Origin of the sequence: Citrobacter sp. 506 (assembly GCF_050434985.1) — a bacterium.
In the GTDB taxonomy this organism is placed as follows: Bacteria; Pseudomonadota; Gammaproteobacteria; order Enterobacterales; family Enterobacteriaceae; genus Citrobacter; species Citrobacter braakii.
In genome coordinates, this window is the sequence record NZ_JBNDJN010000001.1 from 960304 (window position 1) to 978406 (window position 18103).

Here is an 18103-nt window from a genome sequence, read left to right on the forward strand (position 1 = left end):
CCATTTAAGAATAGATGACAGCGCCAGGTTTTCCAGTCCGCGACTAAAGAGGCCTGAAAAAAAGGACGATTGTCACACATCCAAACGTAAAAACCGCAAGTTCTCCTGAGCGAGCCTTGCGGTTTTTTATTGGAAATCAGAACGCTACATCTGACAATTAGCAGAGCTTTTCTGCACGCTCCACAAACGGTGCGAGGCTCATTTTTTCGCCCGGTTTCGCCGGGTCGTCAATCTGGATAATCTCGATTGGCTTCGCCGTAGTTTTCCCACTCTCTACCTGCTGTCTGGCAACATCATTCAATGGGTATTGCACCAGCGTACTGGGATTGATGACATACAGCGCGTTACCCGGACGGCAGGTCAGCATCACCTCTTCCCGATTAAACGCCCACTTATCTTTGCCAACCTCAAAACGGCTGACGGTGATGACCTGTGGCGCAGCCAGCGCGGCCCCTGAACTTGCCAGTAGTAATAACGAGATAATGATTTTTTTCATGCGTTTCGCCAATCCATCAATCAGAAAGGTTCGAGGGTTGCAAACAGGCTGACAATCGCCAGCACAACGGCCCCAATTCCCCATTCCAGCTTAGTCATCCAAACAAAATAGAGTGTCATACTGCGGTTATCCTGCCGCATGCGTGGTACCAGAACATACCTATTCACCAGCGCAATCGCCACCATTAGCATCACCAGAGCACCTTTTAACAAAAGCAGTTGCCCGTAAGCCATGTGCCAGGGAACAGAAAAACCGACAATAAACAGCGCATTCATGATACCGGTAAGTAAAACGCCGATAACGAAAAGATGCCCGTAGCGGGAGAAACGCATCATAGTATTGATGGCCTGTTCCCGCCAGCGGCCTTGCGCCATTTGCATACAGTAAAGTACGGGCAGCAAACCGCCGAACCAGGCGGCAACGCATACCAAATGCAAGGCGTGGTTAACCTGCTGGATTGCACCAGCGATACCGCTATGCAGCGTCGCGTGTCCGACGCCAGCCAGCAAAATAAACTGCGCAATCGTCAGCATTAACAGCCTTCGCGGCATGCTGCGCGGCACTATAATTACCACCACCAGCGTGACCAACGCGAGGATAATCTGCCATAACCAGACGCCGCCAAACTGCGTTTGCAACACGGCGCCCCATACGTCACTAGAAATAACATCCCGCCAGCCTGAGCCCATTAAACCACCCTGGATCGCCAGCATCAGCGTCGCGCTAATAAAGCTCCACGCTGCGGCATGTCGTTGCAGACGCAAAAAACGACGCATCATTAAACGACGAACCGAAACGGGAGCCAGCCATGCGCCGTAGAGCGCACAGCCAAAGACCAGCATCAACGTGGTAAAATGGATAAACCGTAGTGCAACCCAGGTAAATTCCAGCATCGGTTATTTCACGCTAAAGGTATATTGCCCCTTTGTCTTATGGCCATCCACGGAGACGACGTGCCAGTCGACAGTATATTTTCCGGCCTCAAGCGTTTGAGCAAGCGGAATAATCAGTTGTGTTTTGTCCTGTTCACTGCGTGATGCCTTGCCCGTTTTGATCTGTTCTTTGTTTGGGCCTGTTAGCGTTGCGCCGCTGAATCCCGGCTCGACACCTTCAGAGAAATTCAGCGTCAACGCCTGAGGAGATACCGCAACATCGGCATTAGCCGCCGGGCTTTGTTTCGTCAGGTGAGCATGAGCCAGGGCGGCGGGAGTTGCCAGAAGGCTGGCGAGTACGATGAGAGCGTTGCGAAGCATAGATGCAGATGAAGCCATTTCAACTATTCCTTTTTGTTATGTCTAATCTATAGAGAATAACCTTCTACAATGATCGAGTCGAGAATCATCATTTCGGTCTTGCCATTAATGCACACTCTTAGTAACTTTGCGCGCCGAAAGATAGAGAAAAGGAGAAGCCCATGAACATCAATCTGGCCAAACTTGAGCAAGCTGAAATGGATAAGGTCAATGTTGACCTGGCCGCGGCGGGTGTCGCATTTAAGGAGCGATACAACATGCCGGTTGTTGCCGAAGTCGTTGAGCGTGAACAGCCCGAACATTTACGCGACTGGTTTCGGGAAAGACTGATCGCGCACCGTCTGGCATCCGTTTCCCTTTCACGTTTACCCTATGAGCCTAAAGTTAAATAAAACTTATATTACGTTACGATTCCTTACATGATGCCTGCTACAGTATAAGTATATTCTTAATCTATACTTTAAAGATGGTTGTAGACACTATGAAAAGGAAATCATTATGTCGCACTGGAAAATCGCAGCAGCACAGTACGAACCTCTTCAAACCTCAGTTACCGAACATGTCGCGCATCACCTGCAATTCATTCAGGCAGCCGCTCAATGCCAATGTGAATTGCTGGTTTTCCCCTCCCTTTCCCTGTTGGGTTGTGTTGATGAGAATGACGCGCTCCCTGCCCCACCCGATGAAGCGTTGTTAGAACCTCTCGCGCATGCAGCCGTGACTTATCGCATGACGATTATTGCGGGGCTATCGGTAGAACATAACAATCGGTTCGTAAAAGGTATCGCGCTTTTCTCTCCCTGGATGACCTCCCCCTTAATGTTTCATCAGAGCCACGGGGCCTGTATCGCCAGACAGCAAAATGCCATCAGTGTTGTGGATAGCCAGCCGGAAGGTATCGATATCGACCCGGCGTACTCGCTATTCACCAGCAGTCAGTCTGTCAGTGAGCCCGAATTGCTCTCCTCCACATCTCGTCTACAGAGTTTCTCGCATAAATTTGCCATTGCGGTATTAATGGCCAATGCGCGTGGCAGCAGCGCGTTATGGGATGAGCAAGGTCGATTGATTGTTCGCGCAGACAGCGGTTCCTTACTCTTAACCGGTCAACGCACGCCACGGGGTTGGCAAGGTGATATCATTCCTTTACGCTAATCGTTTTGGGTCAGGAGCATGGCATGTTGCGCATAATAGATACGGAAACCTGTGGTCTGCAGGGAGGCATTGTTGAGATTGCTTCTGTCGATGTGGTTGACGGAAAAATAGTCAACCCCATGAGCCACCTGGTGCGTCCTGACCGCCCCATCAGCCCTGAGGCGATGGCAATTCATCGCATTACGGAAGCGATGGTGGCCGATAAGCCGTGGATTGAAGATGTCATCCCCCAATATTACGGCAGCGAATGGTACGTGGCGCACAATGCAAGTTTTGATCGCCGCGTATTACCCGACATGCCCGGGGAGTGGATTTGCACCATGAAACTCTCCCGTCGTTTGTGGCCAGGAATCAAATACAGCAACATGGCGCTGTATAAATCGCGCAAGCTGAGCGTGCAGACGCCAGCTGGCCTGCATCATCACCGTGCCCTGTACGACTGCTACATCACCGCGGCACTGCTGATCGACATCATACAGACGTCTGGCTGGTCAGCAGAACAGATGGTCGATATTACCGGCCGTCCTGCGTTACTCACTACTTTCACTTTTGGTAAGTATCGCGGAAAACCTGTATCAGAAGTGGCTGAACGCGATCCGGGCTATCTGCGCTGGTTATTTAATAACCTCGACAGTATGAGCCCGGAGCTGCGCTTAACGCTGAAACACTATCTGGATAACGCCTAAGCAGACGCCTGTCCAGGCAGTGTCCCCTGCGCCAGTCCGATCAAAAACGCGTATTCCAGGGCCACGCCTTCGTATGATTTAAAACGCCCTGATTTTCCGCCATGCCCGGAATCCATATCCGTGCAGAGTAACAGCAGACGATCGTCCGTTTTCAGCTCGCGCAGTTTTGCCACCCATTTTGCCGGTTCCCAGTATTGCACCTGGGAGTCGTGTAATCCCGTCGTAACCAGCAGATGAGGATAATCCTGCGCTGTAACATTGTCATACGGGCTGTAGCTTTTCATGTAGGTGTAATACTCTTCGTCCTGCGGATTCCCCCACTCTTCAAACTCACCGGTCGTCAGGGGAATGGACTCATCCAGCATCGTGGTCACCACATCGACAAAAGGCACTTGCGCAATGACGCCATGGAAGAGTTCCGGGCGCTCATTAATGGCAACACCCATTAACATTCCTCCGGCGCTCCCCCCCATGCCATAACACAGCGAAGGCGCGCCATAACCCATTTTTAGCAGCGCGTCGCAGACGTCGAGGTAGTCATTGAAGGTATTTTTCTTGAGCAGAAACTTACCGTCTTCGTACCACTGCTGTCCTAACTCGCCGCCGCCACGCACATGAGCAATGGCATAAACAAAGCCGCGATCCAGTAAGCTCAAGCGGCTGCTGCTGAAATCGGCGTCCATGCTGGCGCCATACGAGCCATAGCCGTAGACCAGTAACGGGTTTTTCCCTTTCAGGAAATACTTTTGATGGTAAACCAGCGAAACCGGAACCTCGGTGCCATCACGCGCGGTGATCCAGACGTGTTCGCTACGGTAGTTCGCCGCATCAAATCCTGGGACCTCCGTCTGTTTGAGTACGCGACGCTCTCCGGTGTCCATATCCAGTTCAAACAGCGTGTCCGGTGTGGTCATGGAGGAATAGCCATAACGCAGGCGCGATGTCTCAGGTTCTGGATTATAGGCAAGCCATGTCACATACGCCGGATCATCAAAAGCGATACCGACCACTTCGCGCGTTTTACGATTAATCTGTCGCAGGCTGGTTAAGCCCCGCTGACGCTCTTCCACCACCAGCCAGTCTGTGAACAGCGTAAAGCCCTCCAACATGACGCTGTCGCGCGGCGGGATCAGCGTCTCCCAGGCTTGTTCATCACGCACACGGGTACGGTACAGGCCGAAATTTTTACCCTGACGGTTGGAACGCAGATAAAACGTATGCTGATAGTGATCGAGGCTGTACTCGTGATCTTTGCGTCGCGCTAAAAAGACTAACGGCTCGGCATCCGCCAGTTCTGCGTCAAGCAGCAAAACCTCACTGGTGGTCGCGCTGGCGATATGAATAACCACATAATGTAACGAGGTGGTTTTATGCAGACTGACATAAAACATGTCATCGGCTTCTTCATACACCAGCTCATCCAGTGATGACGGCGAGCCGACGGTATGCCGCCACACTTGATACGGGAGCAGCGTCGTTGCGTGTTTGCGCACGTAATAGAAGGTTTGCGAGTCATTCGCCCAGACCAGATCCGCTTCAACGTTTTCCAGCACTTCCGGATACCAGTTGCCGCTGTGCAGATTGCGAAAACGCACGCCATATTGTCGACGAGAGAGATAATCTTCGGCCAACGCCATGATGGTGTTATCCGGAGATATCGCCAGTCCCCCCAGCGTATAAAACTCACTGTGGGCCGCGCGCTGGTTACCATCCAGCAAGGTGTCCCATTCATCCCACTCTTCACTGAAGGCAGACTGACACTGATAAATGGCATATTCGCACCCCGGTTCATAAATATGCCGGTAGCGATAACCATTCTTTACATAGGGGGCGGAAGCATCCTGAGGCGGGATACGGTCGATAATCTCTTTCAGGACGCGATCCTGCAATGCCTGCTGCGAGGCCATGATCTGGCGGCCATACGCATTTTCTTGTTGCAGATAATCCAGCACTTCTGGCTGCGAGCGGGTGTCATCTCGCAGCCAGTAATAATTATCAACGCGGGTATCGCCATGATTCGTCATGGCGTGGGGGATACGAGAAGCTTTTGGTAGCATGTCATTGTTCTTTTGCTTAAACATCCTATAAGGGTGGCAAAAGACAGCAATGATGCAAGCGAAACATGCGCCTTAACGGTAAGTAATTAACCCGGTAAAGCCTGTTTTTGTTCCTTGAGATCCTGTTCAATGCCTTCACGAACATCCTGCGGGATCTTCAACGCATCGCCCAGCGCGTTCAGATAGCTACGCTCCATAAAGTGGTCGATATCAATCGCCGCACAGCTCAGGAAGTAAATTTCCAGCGCCTCTTCTTCGTTGCGGATCCCTTGTGCCAGGCGCTGAGGATCTAACGGTTGTTCAATAGCGCGTTCGATCAGAACACGGCCCTGCTCTTCCACGCCTGCTTCACGGAGCTGCTGCTCGATGGCGGTACGTTCTTTGGCATCAATGTGACCATCGCTTTTCGCAGCAAAAACCAGCGCCAGGATCAGTCGTTCGGTTCGCTCATCCAGCGGCGAGCTTTGTGCACCGAACTGCGGTTCACCCTGATGCGCCGCGCGAACCTTATCCTTGTATTTGTTCCATAACACGGTACCGGCAACCGCACCGCCGCCCACCAGAAGCGCGCTGGTGCCGTATTTACTCAGTAATTTACGTGAAGATTTGTTGGCAACCAGTAATCCTGCCAGACCGCCTAACGCGCCGGGAACCAGAAGTTTACTCAGCCCTTGCTCACCAGAAGATGACGCGGAAGATCCTTTTTGCCCAAGAAGAGATTGAAGTTGATTCAGCCAGTTAGCCATGTTGCCCCTCAAGTACAGACGAATAATCATCAAAGCGTACCCGAGGGGATGTCAGGAAGTGTTCAGGTCATCAAAAGAAGTGCAAATACCTTCTACCTTCGTTACTGCGACTGATACTCCGCCGTTCCGGCTTTGCAGTCGACTTTTACCTGGTAGTGAATATCCGCGCTTTTACCGCGAACCGTGAGGGGAACTGACCATTTCCCATCTTTACCCGAAATATCGGGCGTATTGACCCAGGCGACAGGATCGGCTTGCCCGACGCGTTTTTGATCGTCAGCCCAGCGCGCAATGCGATTTTGCTGATAATCACGTTTCACGCTCGCCGCGATACCGTCAGCATTCAGTCCTTCGCACTTGGGGAACTGAACTTTCTTGCTTTCCATATTTGCCGCAAATACAGCTACGCTGGCAGACAACAACAGCAGGCTCAACAACGCTCTTTTTTTATACATTCTTTTCTCCTTAATCTCCCCTTCGTCCTTCAGGTTGCCTGTTGCAACGTGAAAAGACGTCAGGGATTGCACAATGATTCAGGGAAAAGCATGGTACAAAACGTCAGGAGCGCAAGTCGTTTCAGGCAGCCTGAGTATCATCCTCAGCGTGCGCATCGTTTTCGACCGCCTGCGGAGAGGGCAGCTTGCCGTTTTTCAGAATGGCGCTCAGCACATCTTTCTGCTCAGCCAGCCACAGGGAAAGCGCTTCGCGCTGCTCGTCTTCCAGCGCTACCGGCGATTGCTCGAGCCATGTGTCGAGCAAATCTGCTGTATCAAGCATTTTGTCATACGCATCGGCTTCCTTTTTGCTGGTAAACGACATTTTTTCCTCACCTTCCCGAATGACTACGTATTTAACTTCAACCGCCATTTTTGCAGCCTCTTAAATTACCTGTATTTATGTACAGTATATTCTTTTTGCGCCTTGAAATCAACCTGGTAATAAAGACAGACGCAAACGTTTTCGTATATACTGCGCCCAGATAAAACAGGGGATTAATTTATGACGTTATTAGGCACAGCGCTGCGTCCCGCAGCAACGCGAGTGATGTTATTAGGTTCAGGTGAACTGGGTAAAGAGGTGGCGATTGAATGCCAACGCCTGGGTGTGGAAGTCATTGCCGTGGATCGTTACCCCGACGCGCCAGCCATGCACGTTGCCCATCGCTCATACGTAATCAACATGCTGGATGGCGATGCTTTACGCCAGCTCGTCGAGCGTGAAAAACCACATTATATCGTGCCGGAAATAGAGGCGATTGCCACGGATATGCTGGTAAAACTGGAACAGGACGGTCAAAACATCGTGCCGTGCGCCCGGGCGACGCAGTTGACCATGAACCGCGAAGGAATCCGTCGTCTCGCCGCCGAAGAATTATCTCTACCGACCTCTTCTTACCGCTTTGCTGACAGCGAAGCCCGCTTTCGCGAGGCCGTCGCCGAAATCGGCTATCCCTGCATCGTGAAGCCGGTAATGAGTTCCTCCGGTAAGGGACAGAGCTTTATCCGTTCCGCCGATCGACTCACTGAAGCCTGGAATTATGCTCAACAAGGCGGCCGAGCAGGTGCCGGACGCGTTATCGTCGAAGGCGTAGTGAATTTTGATTTTGAAATCACCCTGCTTACCGTCAGCGCCGTTGATGGCGTGCATTTCTGCGCACCGGTAGGACATCGTCAGGAAGATGGCGATTATCGCGAATCCTGGCAGCCGCAGCAAATGAGTGACCTGGCGCTGGCTCGAGCGCAGGAGATTGCCCGTAAGGTGGTGCTGGCGCTGGGCGGCCACGGTCTGTTTGGGGTAGAGCTATTTGTCTGCGGTGATGAGGTGATTTTCAGCGAAGTTTCCCCTCGCCCTCACGACACGGGTATGGTGACCTTGATTTCGCAGGATCTGTCTGAGTTTGCCCTGCATGTACGCGCATTTCTCGGTCTGCCGGTTGGCGCAATCCGTCAGTATGGGCCTTCTGCTTCCGCCGTTATTCTGCCGCAGCTTACCAGCCAGAATGTCACGTTTGATAACGTACAGGCCGCTGTGGGCACAGGTATGCAAGTCAGATTCTTCGGCAAGCCAGACATCGACGGGAGCCGTCGTATGGGCGTTGTGCTGGCAACAGCGCAGAGTATTGAAGACGCGGTGACACGCGCGAAAGACGCGGCGGCACAGGTGAAAGTCGCAGGATAAAAAACGGGCCAGATGGCCCGTTTCAGACTCGCAGGCCCGGTAATGATTACCGGGCATTTTGCGTTATTACAGCTTCGCGCCTTCGACTGCTTCACGAGCCAGCTTAGTAATGCGTGCGTAATCACCAGCTTCCAGCGCATCTGCCGGAACCAGCCAGGAACCACCGATGCACAGCACGCTTTTCAGTGCCAGGTAATCACGGTAGTTCGCTGGAGAGATACCGCCGGTTGGGCAGAAACGGACCTGAGAGAACGGACCCGCAATTGCCTGCAGCGCTTTAGTACCGCCGTTTGCTTCTGCCGGGAAGAATTTGAACTCTTTCAAACCGTAGTCCATACCCAGCATCAGTTCAGAAACGGTGCTGATGCCTGGGATCAGCGGAATAGTGCCTTCAGTTGCAGCTTTCAGCAGCGGCTCGGTCAGGCCCGGGCTGATAGCAAACTGCGCACCCGCTTCAGTGACTTCAGCCAGTTGCTGTGGATTCAGTACGGTACCTGCACCCACGATAGCGTCGGGAACTTCTTTTGCGATCGCGCGAATAGCATCCATCGCACATGCGGTACGTAAGGTCACTTCCAGAACGCGCACGCCCCCTGCAACCAGCGCTTTTGCCATTGGCACCGCGTGTTCCAGTTTATTAACCACGATAACCGGTACAACCGGGCCAGTGGTCAGGATTGCTTCTGCACTTGTCTTCCAGTTTTTCATCAGAGTTTTCTCTCGCCTGATTACAAAATAAGTCTTAAAAAGTGATACAGGTTGCGCCCTGCTCCGCACCGGACAGCTTTTCACGCAACGCGCTGAACATTTCACGTCCCGTACCCACGCGCGATGCGCTGAGATCAGGAATGTGTGGCTGACGGGAGGCAAGTTCCTCTTCATCCACCAGCAGCGTCAATTCACCTGTCTGTCCATTCACACGAATGATGTCGCCATCGCGTACTTTTGCCAGCAGCCCGCCATCATAGGCTTCCGGGGTTACATGGATTGCTGAAGGCACTTTACCTGAAGCACCTGAAAGTCGTCCATCGGTAACTAACGCAATTTTGAAACAACGGTCCAATAATACACCAAGTGGCGGCATGAGTTTATGTAATTCTGGCATTCCGTTCGCTTTTGGCCCCTGATGGCGCACAACCACCACGCAATCCCGGTCAAGCAGACCGGCATCGAACGCGGGTAACACATCATGCTGACTTTCAAAGACGACTGCCGGTGCTTCAATAATCTGGTTTTCTACCGGTACCGCCGACGTTTTCATCACCGCACGCCCGAGGTTGCCGCTCAGCACTTTGGTGCCGCCGTGGTGGGAGAATGGTTGGTCAAAGGTGGCGATCACGTTGCTGTCCAGAGACTTCACCGCCCCTTCGCGCCAGTCCAGTTCACCCTCGTTAAGCCACGGTTCCATGGTGTAGCGGGATAAACCGAATCCGGCAACGGTGTTCACATCTTCATGTAGCAGACCCGCATTAAGCAGTTCACGCATTAACACCGGTACGCCACCCGCCGCCTGGAAGTGGTTAATATCTGCCGGACCATTCGGGTACAGACGCGCCATCAGCGGCACGATATCGGACAGATCGGAGAAATCATCCCAGTTAATCAGAATCCCGGCCGCACGCGCCATAGCCACCAGGTGCATCGTATGGTTGGTAGAGCCCCCGGTCGCCAGCAGCGCCACAATACCATTCACTACCACTTTTTCATCGATCATTTTACCGATCGGCATCCATTCATTGCCGTTGCCGGTCAGGCGTGTTACCTGACGGGCTGCAGCCGCGGTCAGCGCTTCACGCAGCGGCGCATCAGGATGTACAAATGAGGAGCCAGGCAGTTGCATACCCATAAACTCCACCACCATCTGGTTAGTGTTCGCCGTGCCGTAGAACGTACAGGTACCCGGAGCGTGATAAGACGCCGCTTCGGATTCAAGGAGCGCCATGCGATCGACTTTACCTTCAGCATACAGCTGACGGATACGCACTTTTTCTTTGTTCGCCAGACCGCTCGCCATCGGACCGGAAGGAATAAAGATTGACGGCAGATGACCAAATGACAGCGCAGCCATTACCAGGCCCGGGACAATTTTGTCGCACACGCCGAGGAACAACGCGCCGTCGAACATGTTGTGGGAAAGGCCCACTGCAGCAGACATCGCAATCACTTCACGACTCAGCAGCGAAAGCTCCATCCCATCCTGTCCCTGGGTCACACCGTCGCACATTGCAGGTACACCGCCAGCAACCTGGCCTACTGCATTGGCTTCATGCAGTGCTTTACGAATGATGGCCGGATAGTGTTCATACGGCTGATGCGCGGAAAGCATGTCGTTATAGGAGGTAATGATCGCGATATTGTTACGCAGCATGCTTTTCAGCGAGGCCTTATCGTCCGGCTGACACGCAGCAAAACCATGCGCCAGGTTACCGCATGCCAGTTGCGAGCGATGAACGGTAGTTGATTTCGCTTGTTCAATACGGGCGAGGTAGGCGGAACGTGTGTCACGAGAACGTTCGACGATACGTTGTGTTACGCGTAACAAATTCGGATTCATAGAGGCTCCTAAAATTTATCTGTCAGAGCGTTGGATCAACAATGTGTTTCAGTTGGGTAAAAATAGCTGAATCGCTTGTTGGCCGTAGCTCAGGGGCAAAATCGTTTCAGGCAGTGTAATAAAAAAAGCCCCGCGGGTGAATCCACGCGGAGCTTAAAAGTGCAAAAATTATTCTACAATCTGTGTTAGATCATGTTACCGGTAAAATAACACCTATGGGCTAGATGATATTTTACTCGAATTCGTTCCAGGAACGACCATCTCGGGTAATCATCGCCACAGAAGCAACCGGGCCCCAGGTCCCTGCCTGATACGGCTTCGGCGCGTCGTTGTCCATCGCCCAGGCTTCGGTAATTGAGTCGACCCACTTCCATGCTTCTTCAACTTCATCACGACGCACAAACAGCGCCTGTATTCCGCGCATTGTTTCGAGCAGCAGGCGCTCATAGGCGTCGGCAAGGTGCGTCTGGTTGAAGGTTTCGGAATAGCTCAGATCAAGCTTGGTAATTTGCAGATTATGCTTGTGATCCAGACCCGGCACTTTGTTCAGTACCTGGATATCGACACCTTCATCAGGCTGCAAACGGATGGTCAACTTGTTCTGCGGCAGATCCTGCCAGGATTCTCTGAACAGATTCAGCTCAGGCGTTTTGAAGTAAACCACCACTTCAGAGCACTTCGTCGGTAAACGTTTACCGGTACGCAGGTAGAACGGAACTCCCGCCCAGCGCCAGTTATCGATATCCACACGGATCGCCACAAACGTTTCCGTGTTGCTGCTCTTGTTCGCGCCTTCTTCTTCCAGATACCCCGGCACTTTTTTGCCCTGGGCAAAACCAGCGGTGTACTGACCGCGAACCGTTTTTTCACGTACGTTCGAACGATCGATACGACGCAGCGATTTCAGTACCTTCACTTTTTCATCACGAATGCTGTCGGCGCTCAGATCGGACGGCGGAGACATCGCAATCATGCACAGGATCTGCAGCAGGTGGTTCTGAATCATGTCGCGCATTTGACCTGCCTGGTCAAAATAGCCCCAACGGCCTTCAATACCCACTTCTTCCGCCACGGTAATTTCTACGTGATCGATAGTGCGGTTATCCCAGTTGTTCACAAACAGGGAGTTGGCAAAACGCAGTGCCAGCAGATTCAGGACCGTCTCTTTGCCAAGATAGTGGTCGATACGATAAACCTGACACTCTTCGAAATACTCGCCGACCTGATCGTTGATTTCACGGGATGTTGCCAGCGACGTACCCAGCGGTTTTTCCATCACAACACGGGCTGGTTTAGCATTCAGCTTTGCTTCACCCAGGCCTTTGCAGATCGCGCCAAAGGTACTCGGCGGCATCGCGAAATAGTTAATGGTGGTACGTGATTTTTGATCCAGCATTTCGCCCAGACGGCTAAACGCGGCGGTGTCATTGACGTCCAGATTACAAAACTCCAGACGACCGCTGAGAGTCTCCCACAAACCTTCGTCGATTTTTTCTTTCATGAAGGTTTCGAGCGCTTCACGCACAACCTTGGTATAGGCTGCTTTGTCCCAGTCGGCACGCCCTACCCCAATGATACGGGTTTCCGGGTTAATCTGGCCGGCCTTTTCCAGTTGATACAGGGAAGGCAGCAATTTCCGCCGCGCCAGGTCGCCCTTCGCGCCGAAAATGACCAGGTCACATGCCTGGGCTGTTTGCGTTACCGCCATGTCATTCTCCTCAATTAAGTGCCTGGTGCTTTTGCCAGACACTGGTTGTAATTTTATTACAGTGCACTGTACTGCTTTTACGTGAATCCGGAAACCGTAAACGCTTATCCAGCCGTGCTGTTACCGCGAACAGTCGCTTTATGGGCGTTTGTCGTCGCAAATTGGACAAAAAAGTCATCTTTTTTCGTACCCCTGAAGACGTAAGAAAACCCGACTCCGATCATGTAATGAAAAAAAACAACAACTATTCTGTCCATTTTGCCCCGTTGCTGCATTAGCAGGGGTAATATCTATACACGAAATTATGCCCCGATTTCTCCGTATCATTGAAATCGTTTTTGCCCATGACCCATGAGTCTACCTACATCATGAATATGCTGGAAAAAATCCAGTTAAAACTGGAACAGTTGAGCAAGTCAGAGCGTAAAGTCGCCGACATTATTCTTGCCTCTCCCGAGCGGGCAATCCATTCAAGCATCGCCACACTTGCTGTGGAAGCCAATGTCAGCGAACCGACGGTGAACCGTTTCTGTCGCAGCATGGATACCCGCGGCTTCCCTGATTTTAAACTGCATCTGGCGCAAAGTCTGGCAAATGGCACCCCTTATGTTAATCGCAATGTGGATGAGGATGACAGCGTAGAATCTTACACGGGGAAAATCTTCGAGTCAGCGATGGCAAGCCTCGACCACGTCCGCCAGTCTCTGGATAACGCAGCGGTAAACCGGGCAGTAGATTTATTAACTCAGGCGAAAAAAATTGCCTTCTTTGGCCTCGGTTCTTCTGCCGCAGTGGCGCATGACGCAATGAATAAATTTTTCCGGTTTAACGTACCGGTAATCTATTCCGACGATATTGTTCTGCAACGCATGAGTTGCATGAATTGTAGCGACGATGACGTCATTGTGCTTATTTCTCATACCGGAAGAACCAAAAGTCTGGTGGAACTGGCGCAGTTGGCGCGGGAAAATGACGCCATGGTTATCGCCCTCACCTCTCACGGCACGCCACTGGCGCGTGAAGCAACGCTGGCAATTACTCTCGATGTACCGGAAGATACTGACATTTATATGCCCATGGTCTCTCGACTTGCTCAACTGACCGTGATAGATGTGCTGGCTACAGGATTTACTTTGCGCCGTGGGGCAAAATTTAGAGATAACTTGAAGCGTGTCAAGGAAGCGCTCAAGGAATCGCGTTTTGATAAAGAATTACTCATCAAGAGTGATGACCGCTAAAAGCAATAACAATGTTCTACCCTTTTATCATCCGGGTCGTTCATTTACCGTTAATATTTGAGAACGACCGGATTAATGTTCACGCAACACCAAGTTGTTTCAGTCAACGGAGTATTACATGTCCAGAAGGCTTCGCAGAACCAAAATCGTTACCACGTTAGGCCCGGCAACTGACCGCGATAATAACCTTGAAAAGATTATCGCCGCGGGTGCGAACGTCGTACGAATGAACTTTTCTCACGGCTCTCCAGAAGATCACAAACTGCGGGCGGATAAGGTCCGTGAAATTGCCGCAAAACTGGGACGTCATGTAGCTATTTTGGGTGACCTGCAGGGACCTAAAATCCGCGTATCAACCTTTAAAGAAGGTAAAGTATTTCTTAACGTTGGCGACAAGTTCCTGTTAGACGCCAACCTCGGCAAAGGCGAAGGCGACAAAGAAAAAGTCGGTATTGATTATAAAGGACTGCCTGCTGACGTCGTCCCAGGCGATATCCTGCTGCTCGACGACGGTCGCGTACAGCTTAAAGTGCTGGAAGTTCAGGGCATGAAAGTCTTCACCGAAGTTACCGTCGGTGGCCCGCTGTCCAACAATAAGGGCATTAACAAACTAGGCGGCGGTCTCTCTGCTGAAGCCCTGACCGAAAAAGACAAAGCCGACATCGTCACCGCTGCGCAAATCAGCGTTGACTATCTGGCCGTCTCCTTCCCGCGCTGCGGCGAAGATCTGAACTATGCCCGCCGTCTGGCGCGCGACGCTGGCTGCGATGCGAAAATTGTCGCCAAGGTAGAACGTGCAGAAGCCGTCTGCGACCAGAATGCGATGGATGACATCATCCTTGCCTCCGACGTGGTGATGGTGGCGCGTGGCGACCTGGGCGTTGAAATTGGCGATCCTGAGCTGGTAGGTATTCAGAAAGCGTTGATTCGCCGCGCACGTCAGCTGAACCGTGCGGTCATTACCGCCACGCAGATGATGGAGTCGATGATCACCAACCCAATGCCGACCCGTGCGGAAGTGATGGACGTGGCTAACGCCGTCCTCGACGGTACCGATGCCGTTATGCTCTCTGCAGAAACTGCAGCAGGTCAGTACCCGGCTGAAACCGTCGCGGCTATGGCGCGCGTCTGTTTGGGTGCTGAGAAGATCCCGAGCATCAACGTCTCTAAACACCGCCTTGACGTGCAGTTTGATAACGTTGAAGAAGCGATTGCCATGTCAGCGATGTATGCCGCTAACCACCTGAAAGGGGTCACCGCTATCATCACAATGACGGAATCCGGTCGTACTGCGCTGATGACTTCACGTATCAGTTCTGGTCTGCCGATTTTCGCGATGTCTCGTCATGAACGTACGCTGAATCTTACTTCCTTGTATCGCGGCGTCACCCCAGTTCACTTTGACAGCGAAACTGACGGCGTCGTTGCCGCCAATGAAGCAGTGAATCTGCTGCGCGATAAAGGCTATCTGGTTTCCGGCGACCTGGTCATTGTGACGCAAGGCGATGTCATGAGCACCATTGGCTCAACGAATACCACGCGTATTCTGACCGTCGAGTAACGCCCCGTTTGATGTAAAAAAGCCTCTCGTTTGAGAGGCTTTTTTTTATTTCTTCGGATAAAGATCTTTACGCTTATAAGGCTCAATTTCACCCGGTTTACGCGTCTTAAGCAGTTTTAGAATCCAGGTGTATTGCTCGAGATGCGGCGCCACAAAGATTTCCACTTCTTCGTTCATTCGTCTGGCAATGGTGTGGTCATCCGCCGTCAGGATGTCATCCATCGGAGGACGAACCTGAATCGTTAAGCGATGCGTTTTCCCATTGTATACCGGGAACAGCGGCACCACACGGGCGTGACACACCTTCATCAGGCGGCCAATCGCCGGTAACGTGGCTTTATAGGTAGCAAAAAAATCCACAAACTCGCTGTGCTCAGGGCCATGGTCCTGATCCGGCAGGTAGTATCCCCAATATCCCTGACGTACAGACTGAATAAACGGTTTGATGCCATCATTACGCGCATGCAAACGACCACCGAAACGACGGCGTACCGTGTTCCACACATAATCGAATACCGGGTTTCCCTGATTGTGGAACATCGCAGCCATTTTCTGTCCCTGGGAAGCCATCAGCATCGCTGGGATATCTACGCCCCAACCATGAGGAACCAGAAAAATCACTTTTTCATCGTTGCGACGCATCTCTTCGATGATTTCCAGCCCCTGCCAGTCGACCCGATGCTGAATTTTTTCCGGACCGCGTATGGCGAGTTCCGACATCATAACCATCGCCTGAGGCGCAGTCGCAAACATCTCATCGACAATAGCTTCACGCTCAGCTTCGCTGCGCTCAGGAAAGCAGAGGGATAAATTGATCAGTGCTCTGCGACGCGAGCTTTTTCCCAGCCGCCCGGCCATTCTTCCGAGCTTTGCCAGAATTGGATCGCGAAATGATGCTGGCGTTAACGAAATGCCTGCTATCGCCGCTACGCCCAGCCATGCCCCCCAGTAGCGCGGATGGCGAAATGATTTGTGAAACTCGGGGATATATTCAATATTCTTTTTTTTCGTTTCCATGCTCTTCCAGTGTCTGGTGCGGCGAAAAGTAGATCTGCTGATAGTGTAGCGGCGCGCGATGCGCCGCACAAAATAAAAAAGCCGGCACGCATAGCGTACCGGCTCTGTCAGCGTGTTAATTAATCGAAACGCAACTGAGGAACAACCTCTTTCACCTGTGCCAGGTAATCTGTACGATCCGAGCCGGTCAGGCCTTCTGTGCGCGGCAGTTTCGCCGTCAGAGGATTCACTGCCTGCTGGTTGATCCAGACTTCGTAGTGCAGATGTGGACCCGTTGAACGCCCGGTATTGCCAGACAGCGCGATACGATCGCCACGTTTCACTTTTTGTCCTGGTTTGACCAACAACTTACGCAGGTGCATATAACGTGTGGTATAGGTGCGACCATGACGAACCGCAACATAGTATCCGGCTGCGCCGCTGCGCTTCGCTACAACCACTTCGCCATCACCCACCGACAGCACCGGCGTCCCCTGCGGCATCGCAAAGTCGACACCTTTGTGCGGCGCAACGCGTCCGGTCACCGGGTTCAGACGACGCGGGTTAAAGTTGGAAGAGATGCGGAACTGCTTAGCCGTCGGGAAACGCATAAAGCCTTTCGCCAGTCCGGTACCGTTGCGGTCATAGAACTTACCGTCTTCAGCACGGATTGCGTAATAATCTTTGCCTTCAGAACGCAAGCGGACGCCCAGCAGTTGGCTTTGCTCACGTTTACCGTCCAGCATTTCGCGAGACATCAGTACCGAGAACTCATCGCCTTTTTTCAGTTTGCGGAAATCCATCTGCCACTGCATGGCCTTAATCACTGCGCTGATTTCAGAGCTGGTCAGTCCGGCATCTTTGGCACTGGCGACGAAGCTTCCGCCCACGGTGCCTTTGATTCGGCTGTTAACCCAATCGCCCTGCTGCATTTCGCTGCTCATTTTAAAACCCGTCGCGGTGCGATCGTAAGTACGGGTTTCACGACGGGAGACTTCCCAGGTCAGGCGCTGCAAGTCACCTTCCGCGCCTAACGTCCAGGAAAGTTGCTGACCAATTTTCAGATTACGCAGTTGTTTGTCGGAAGCCGCGAGCTGGCTGATGTCACCCATATCGATGCCGTACTGATTCAGAATACTGCTCAGCGTATCGCCCGTGGAGACGACATACTCATGCACGCCGGCTTCACCAGACGTTTTGTCATCCAGTTCGTCCTGTGGGATAGCTTCGTCTTCCTGAGCGGCCTGATCGATAGGTTCGCTGGCCTCAGGCAATAGTGAACGAATCTCGCTTTTTTCCAGCTCGATAGTTTTGACGATGGGTGCAGAATCAGGATGGTAAACATAGGGCCGCCAGACAGCGACGGCCAATGTCAGTACGGTAAGCGACCCCAGCATAACGCGATGGGGCCGCGGCAGATTATTAAATGCCAGAGCGACAGAGCGGGCTATCTGTTGCACGTAATCACTTCCTCA

Annotated in this window: 18 protein-coding genes; 6 read left to right on the forward strand and 12 right to left on the reverse strand. The window is 52.2% G+C overall.

Annotation, left to right across the window (positions count from 1 at the left end):
- Positions 1 to 157: 157 nt before the first annotated feature.
- From ABIE10_RS04860 to yobA, 3 genes are read right to left on the reverse strand one after another with little or no spacing between them, the layout of a single operon-like run.
- Positions 158 to 496 carry a YebY family protein gene (locus tag ABIE10_RS04860; RefSeq protein ID WP_003833793.1) on the reverse strand — a complete coding sequence of 113 codons (339 nt, stop codon included), beginning with the start codon at positions 494 to 496 and terminating at the stop codon, positions 158 to 160.
- Positions 497 to 516: 20 nt separating this feature from the next.
- Complete coding sequence (copD, locus tag ABIE10_RS04865; RefSeq protein ID WP_047502000.1) at positions 517 to 1389, reverse strand: copper homeostasis membrane protein CopD; 873 nt, start codon at positions 1387 to 1389, stop codon at positions 517 to 519.
- Positions 1390 to 1392: 3 nt separating this feature from the next.
- Positions 1393 to 1767: a CopC domain-containing protein YobA gene (gene yobA / locus ABIE10_RS04870; RefSeq protein WP_047415373.1), complete on the reverse strand. Its 375-nt coding sequence runs from the start codon at positions 1765 to 1767 to the stop codon at positions 1393 to 1395.
- A gap of 143 nt (positions 1768 to 1910) precedes the next feature.
- Between yobA and ABIE10_RS04875 the strand changes: the two genes are divergently transcribed.
- The 3 genes from ABIE10_RS04875 (at position 1911) to exoX (ending at position 3590) form a co-directional block, all read left to right on the forward strand.
- Positions 1911 to 2141, forward strand: coding sequence for a DNA polymerase III subunit theta (locus ABIE10_RS04875; RefSeq protein ID WP_003034925.1), 231 nt, complete (start codon positions 1911 to 1913; stop codon positions 2139 to 2141).
- 106 nt (positions 2142 to 2247) lie between these two features.
- On the forward strand, positions 2248 to 2904 hold the full coding sequence (locus tag ABIE10_RS04880) for a carbon-nitrogen hydrolase family protein (protein ID WP_047415371.1): 657 nt from the start codon (positions 2248 to 2250) through the stop codon (positions 2902 to 2904).
- Positions 2905 to 2927: 23 nt separating this feature from the next.
- Positions 2928 to 3590, forward strand: coding sequence for an exodeoxyribonuclease X (exoX, locus tag ABIE10_RS04885; RefSeq protein ID WP_181220539.1), 663 nt, complete (start codon positions 2928 to 2930; stop codon positions 3588 to 3590).
- Here exoX and ptrB read toward each other — a convergent pair.
- The 4 genes from ptrB to yebG all read right to left on the reverse strand — a co-directional run bounded on the left by ptrB (position 3587) and on the right by yebG (position 7260).
- Entirely contained in the window at positions 3587 to 5647 is a 2061-nt protein-coding gene (gene ptrB, locus ABIE10_RS04890; RefSeq protein WP_429154921.1) for an oligopeptidase B, read from the reverse strand. The genes exoX and ptrB overlap by 4 nt on opposite strands.
- A gap of 86 nt (positions 5648 to 5733) precedes the next feature.
- On the reverse strand, positions 5734 to 6393 hold the full coding sequence (locus ABIE10_RS04895) for a tellurite resistance TerB family protein (RefSeq protein WP_016156220.1): 660 nt from the start codon (positions 6391 to 6393) through the stop codon (positions 5734 to 5736).
- Between the two features lie 101 nt (positions 6394 to 6494).
- Positions 6495 to 6848 carry a protein YebF gene (gene yebF, locus ABIE10_RS04900; RefSeq protein ID WP_049282078.1) on the reverse strand — a complete coding sequence of 118 codons (354 nt, stop codon included), beginning with the start codon at positions 6846 to 6848 and terminating at the stop codon, positions 6495 to 6497.
- 121 nt (positions 6849 to 6969) lie between these two features.
- A complete protein-coding gene (gene yebG, locus ABIE10_RS04905; RefSeq protein ID WP_003833810.1) occupies positions 6970 to 7260 on the reverse strand; it encodes a DNA damage-inducible protein YebG in 291 nt (96 codons plus the stop codon).
- 132 nt (positions 7261 to 7392) lie between these two features.
- Here yebG and purT point away from each other — a divergent pair, with 132 nt between their 5' ends.
- On the forward strand, positions 7393 to 8571 hold the full coding sequence (purT, locus tag ABIE10_RS04910; RefSeq protein WP_046276424.1) for a formate-dependent phosphoribosylglycinamide formyltransferase: 1179 nt from the start codon (positions 7393 to 7395) through the stop codon (positions 8569 to 8571).
- A gap of 66 nt (positions 8572 to 8637) precedes the next feature.
- Here purT and kdgA read toward each other — a convergent pair whose 3' ends face one another.
- The 3 genes from kdgA to zwf form a co-directional block, all read right to left on the reverse strand.
- Positions 8638 to 9279 (reverse strand): bifunctional 4-hydroxy-2-oxoglutarate aldolase/2-dehydro-3-deoxy-phosphogluconate aldolase, encoded by a 642-nt coding sequence (kdgA, locus tag ABIE10_RS04915; protein ID WP_016152768.1) that lies wholly within the window; start codon positions 9277 to 9279, stop codon positions 8638 to 8640.
- Between the two features lie 34 nt (positions 9280 to 9313).
- Positions 9314 to 11125 carry a phosphogluconate dehydratase gene (gene edd / locus ABIE10_RS04920; protein WP_047358576.1) on the reverse strand — a complete coding sequence of 604 codons (1812 nt, stop codon included), beginning with the start codon at positions 11123 to 11125 and terminating at the stop codon, positions 9314 to 9316.
- Positions 11126 to 11357: 232 nt separating this feature from the next.
- Entirely contained in the window at positions 11358 to 12833 is a 1476-nt protein-coding gene (gene zwf / locus ABIE10_RS04925; protein ID WP_003034896.1) for a glucose-6-phosphate dehydrogenase, read from the reverse strand.
- Between the two features lie 368 nt (positions 12834 to 13201).
- Between zwf and ABIE10_RS04930 the strand changes: the two genes are divergently transcribed.
- Positions 13202 to 14071 carry a MurR/RpiR family transcriptional regulator gene (locus ABIE10_RS04930; RefSeq protein WP_429155493.1) on the forward strand — a complete coding sequence of 290 codons (870 nt, stop codon included), beginning with the start codon at positions 13202 to 13204 and terminating at the stop codon, positions 14069 to 14071.
- Positions 14072 to 14189: 118 nt separating this feature from the next.
- On the forward strand, positions 14190 to 15632 hold the full coding sequence (pyk, locus tag ABIE10_RS04935; RefSeq protein ID WP_046276423.1) for a pyruvate kinase: 1443 nt from the start codon (positions 14190 to 14192) through the stop codon (positions 15630 to 15632).
- Positions 15633 to 15677: 45 nt separating this feature from the next.
- Here pyk and lpxM read toward each other — a convergent pair whose 3' ends face one another.
- Positions 15678 to 16649, reverse strand: coding sequence for a lauroyl-Kdo(2)-lipid IV(A) myristoyltransferase (lpxM, locus tag ABIE10_RS04940; RefSeq protein ID WP_080858667.1), 972 nt, complete (start codon positions 16647 to 16649; stop codon positions 15678 to 15680).
- 119 nt (positions 16650 to 16768) lie between these two features.
- A complete protein-coding gene (gene mepM, locus ABIE10_RS04945; protein WP_016152763.1) occupies positions 16769 to 18088 on the reverse strand; it encodes a murein DD-endopeptidase MepM in 1320 nt (439 codons plus the stop codon).
- Positions 18089 to 18103 lie beyond the last annotated feature (15 nt).

What these genes read in the sequence shown, in the direction of transcription:
- ABIE10_RS04860 (WP_003833793.1), bottom strand. Translation starts at nt 496, where the DNA reads ATGAAAAAAATCATTATCTCGTTATTACTACTGGCAAGTTCAGGGGCC.
- copD (WP_047502000.1), bottom strand. Translation starts at nt 1,389, where the DNA reads ATGCTGGAATTTACCTGGGTTGCACTACGGTTTATCCATTTTACCACG.
- yobA (WP_047415373.1), bottom strand. Translation starts at nt 1,767, where the DNA reads ATGGCTTCATCTGCATCTATGCTTCGCAACGCTCTCATCGTACTCGCC.
- ABIE10_RS04875 (WP_003034925.1), top strand. Translation starts at nt 1,911, where the DNA reads ATGAACATCAATCTGGCCAAACTTGAGCAAGCTGAAATGGATAAGGTC.
- ABIE10_RS04880 (WP_047415371.1), top strand. Translation starts at nt 2,248, where the DNA reads ATGTCGCACTGGAAAATCGCAGCAGCACAGTACGAACCTCTTCAAACC.
- exoX (WP_181220539.1), top strand. Translation starts at nt 2,928, where the DNA reads ATGTTGCGCATAATAGATACGGAAACCTGTGGTCTGCAGGGAGGCATT.
- ptrB (WP_429154921.1), bottom strand. Translation starts at nt 5,647, where the DNA reads ATGCTACCAAAAGCTTCTCGTATCCCCCACGCCATGACGAATCATGGC.
- ABIE10_RS04895 (WP_016156220.1), bottom strand. Translation starts at nt 6,393, where the DNA reads ATGGCTAACTGGCTGAATCAACTTCAATCTCTTCTTGGGCAAAAAGGA.
- yebF (WP_049282078.1), bottom strand. Translation starts at nt 6,848, where the DNA reads ATGTATAAAAAAAGAGCGTTGTTGAGCCTGCTGTTGTTGTCTGCCAGC.
- yebG (WP_003833810.1), bottom strand. Translation starts at nt 7,260, where the DNA reads ATGGCGGTTGAAGTTAAATACGTAGTCATTCGGGAAGGTGAGGAAAAA.
- purT (WP_046276424.1), top strand. Translation starts at nt 7,393, where the DNA reads ATGACGTTATTAGGCACAGCGCTGCGTCCCGCAGCAACGCGAGTGATG.
- kdgA (WP_016152768.1), bottom strand. Translation starts at nt 9,279, where the DNA reads ATGAAAAACTGGAAGACAAGTGCAGAAGCAATCCTGACCACTGGCCCG.
- edd (WP_047358576.1), bottom strand. Translation starts at nt 11,125, where the DNA reads ATGAATCCGAATTTGTTACGCGTAACACAACGTATCGTCGAACGTTCT.
- zwf (WP_003034896.1), bottom strand. Translation starts at nt 12,833, where the DNA reads ATGGCGGTAACGCAAACAGCCCAGGCATGTGACCTGGTCATTTTCGGC.
- ABIE10_RS04930 (WP_429155493.1), top strand. Translation starts at nt 13,202, where the DNA reads ATGAATATGCTGGAAAAAATCCAGTTAAAACTGGAACAGTTGAGCAAG.
- pyk (WP_046276423.1), top strand. Translation starts at nt 14,190, where the DNA reads ATGTCCAGAAGGCTTCGCAGAACCAAAATCGTTACCACGTTAGGCCCG.
- lpxM (WP_080858667.1), bottom strand. Translation starts at nt 16,649, where the DNA reads ATGGAAACGAAAAAAAAGAATATTGAATATATCCCCGAGTTTCACAAA.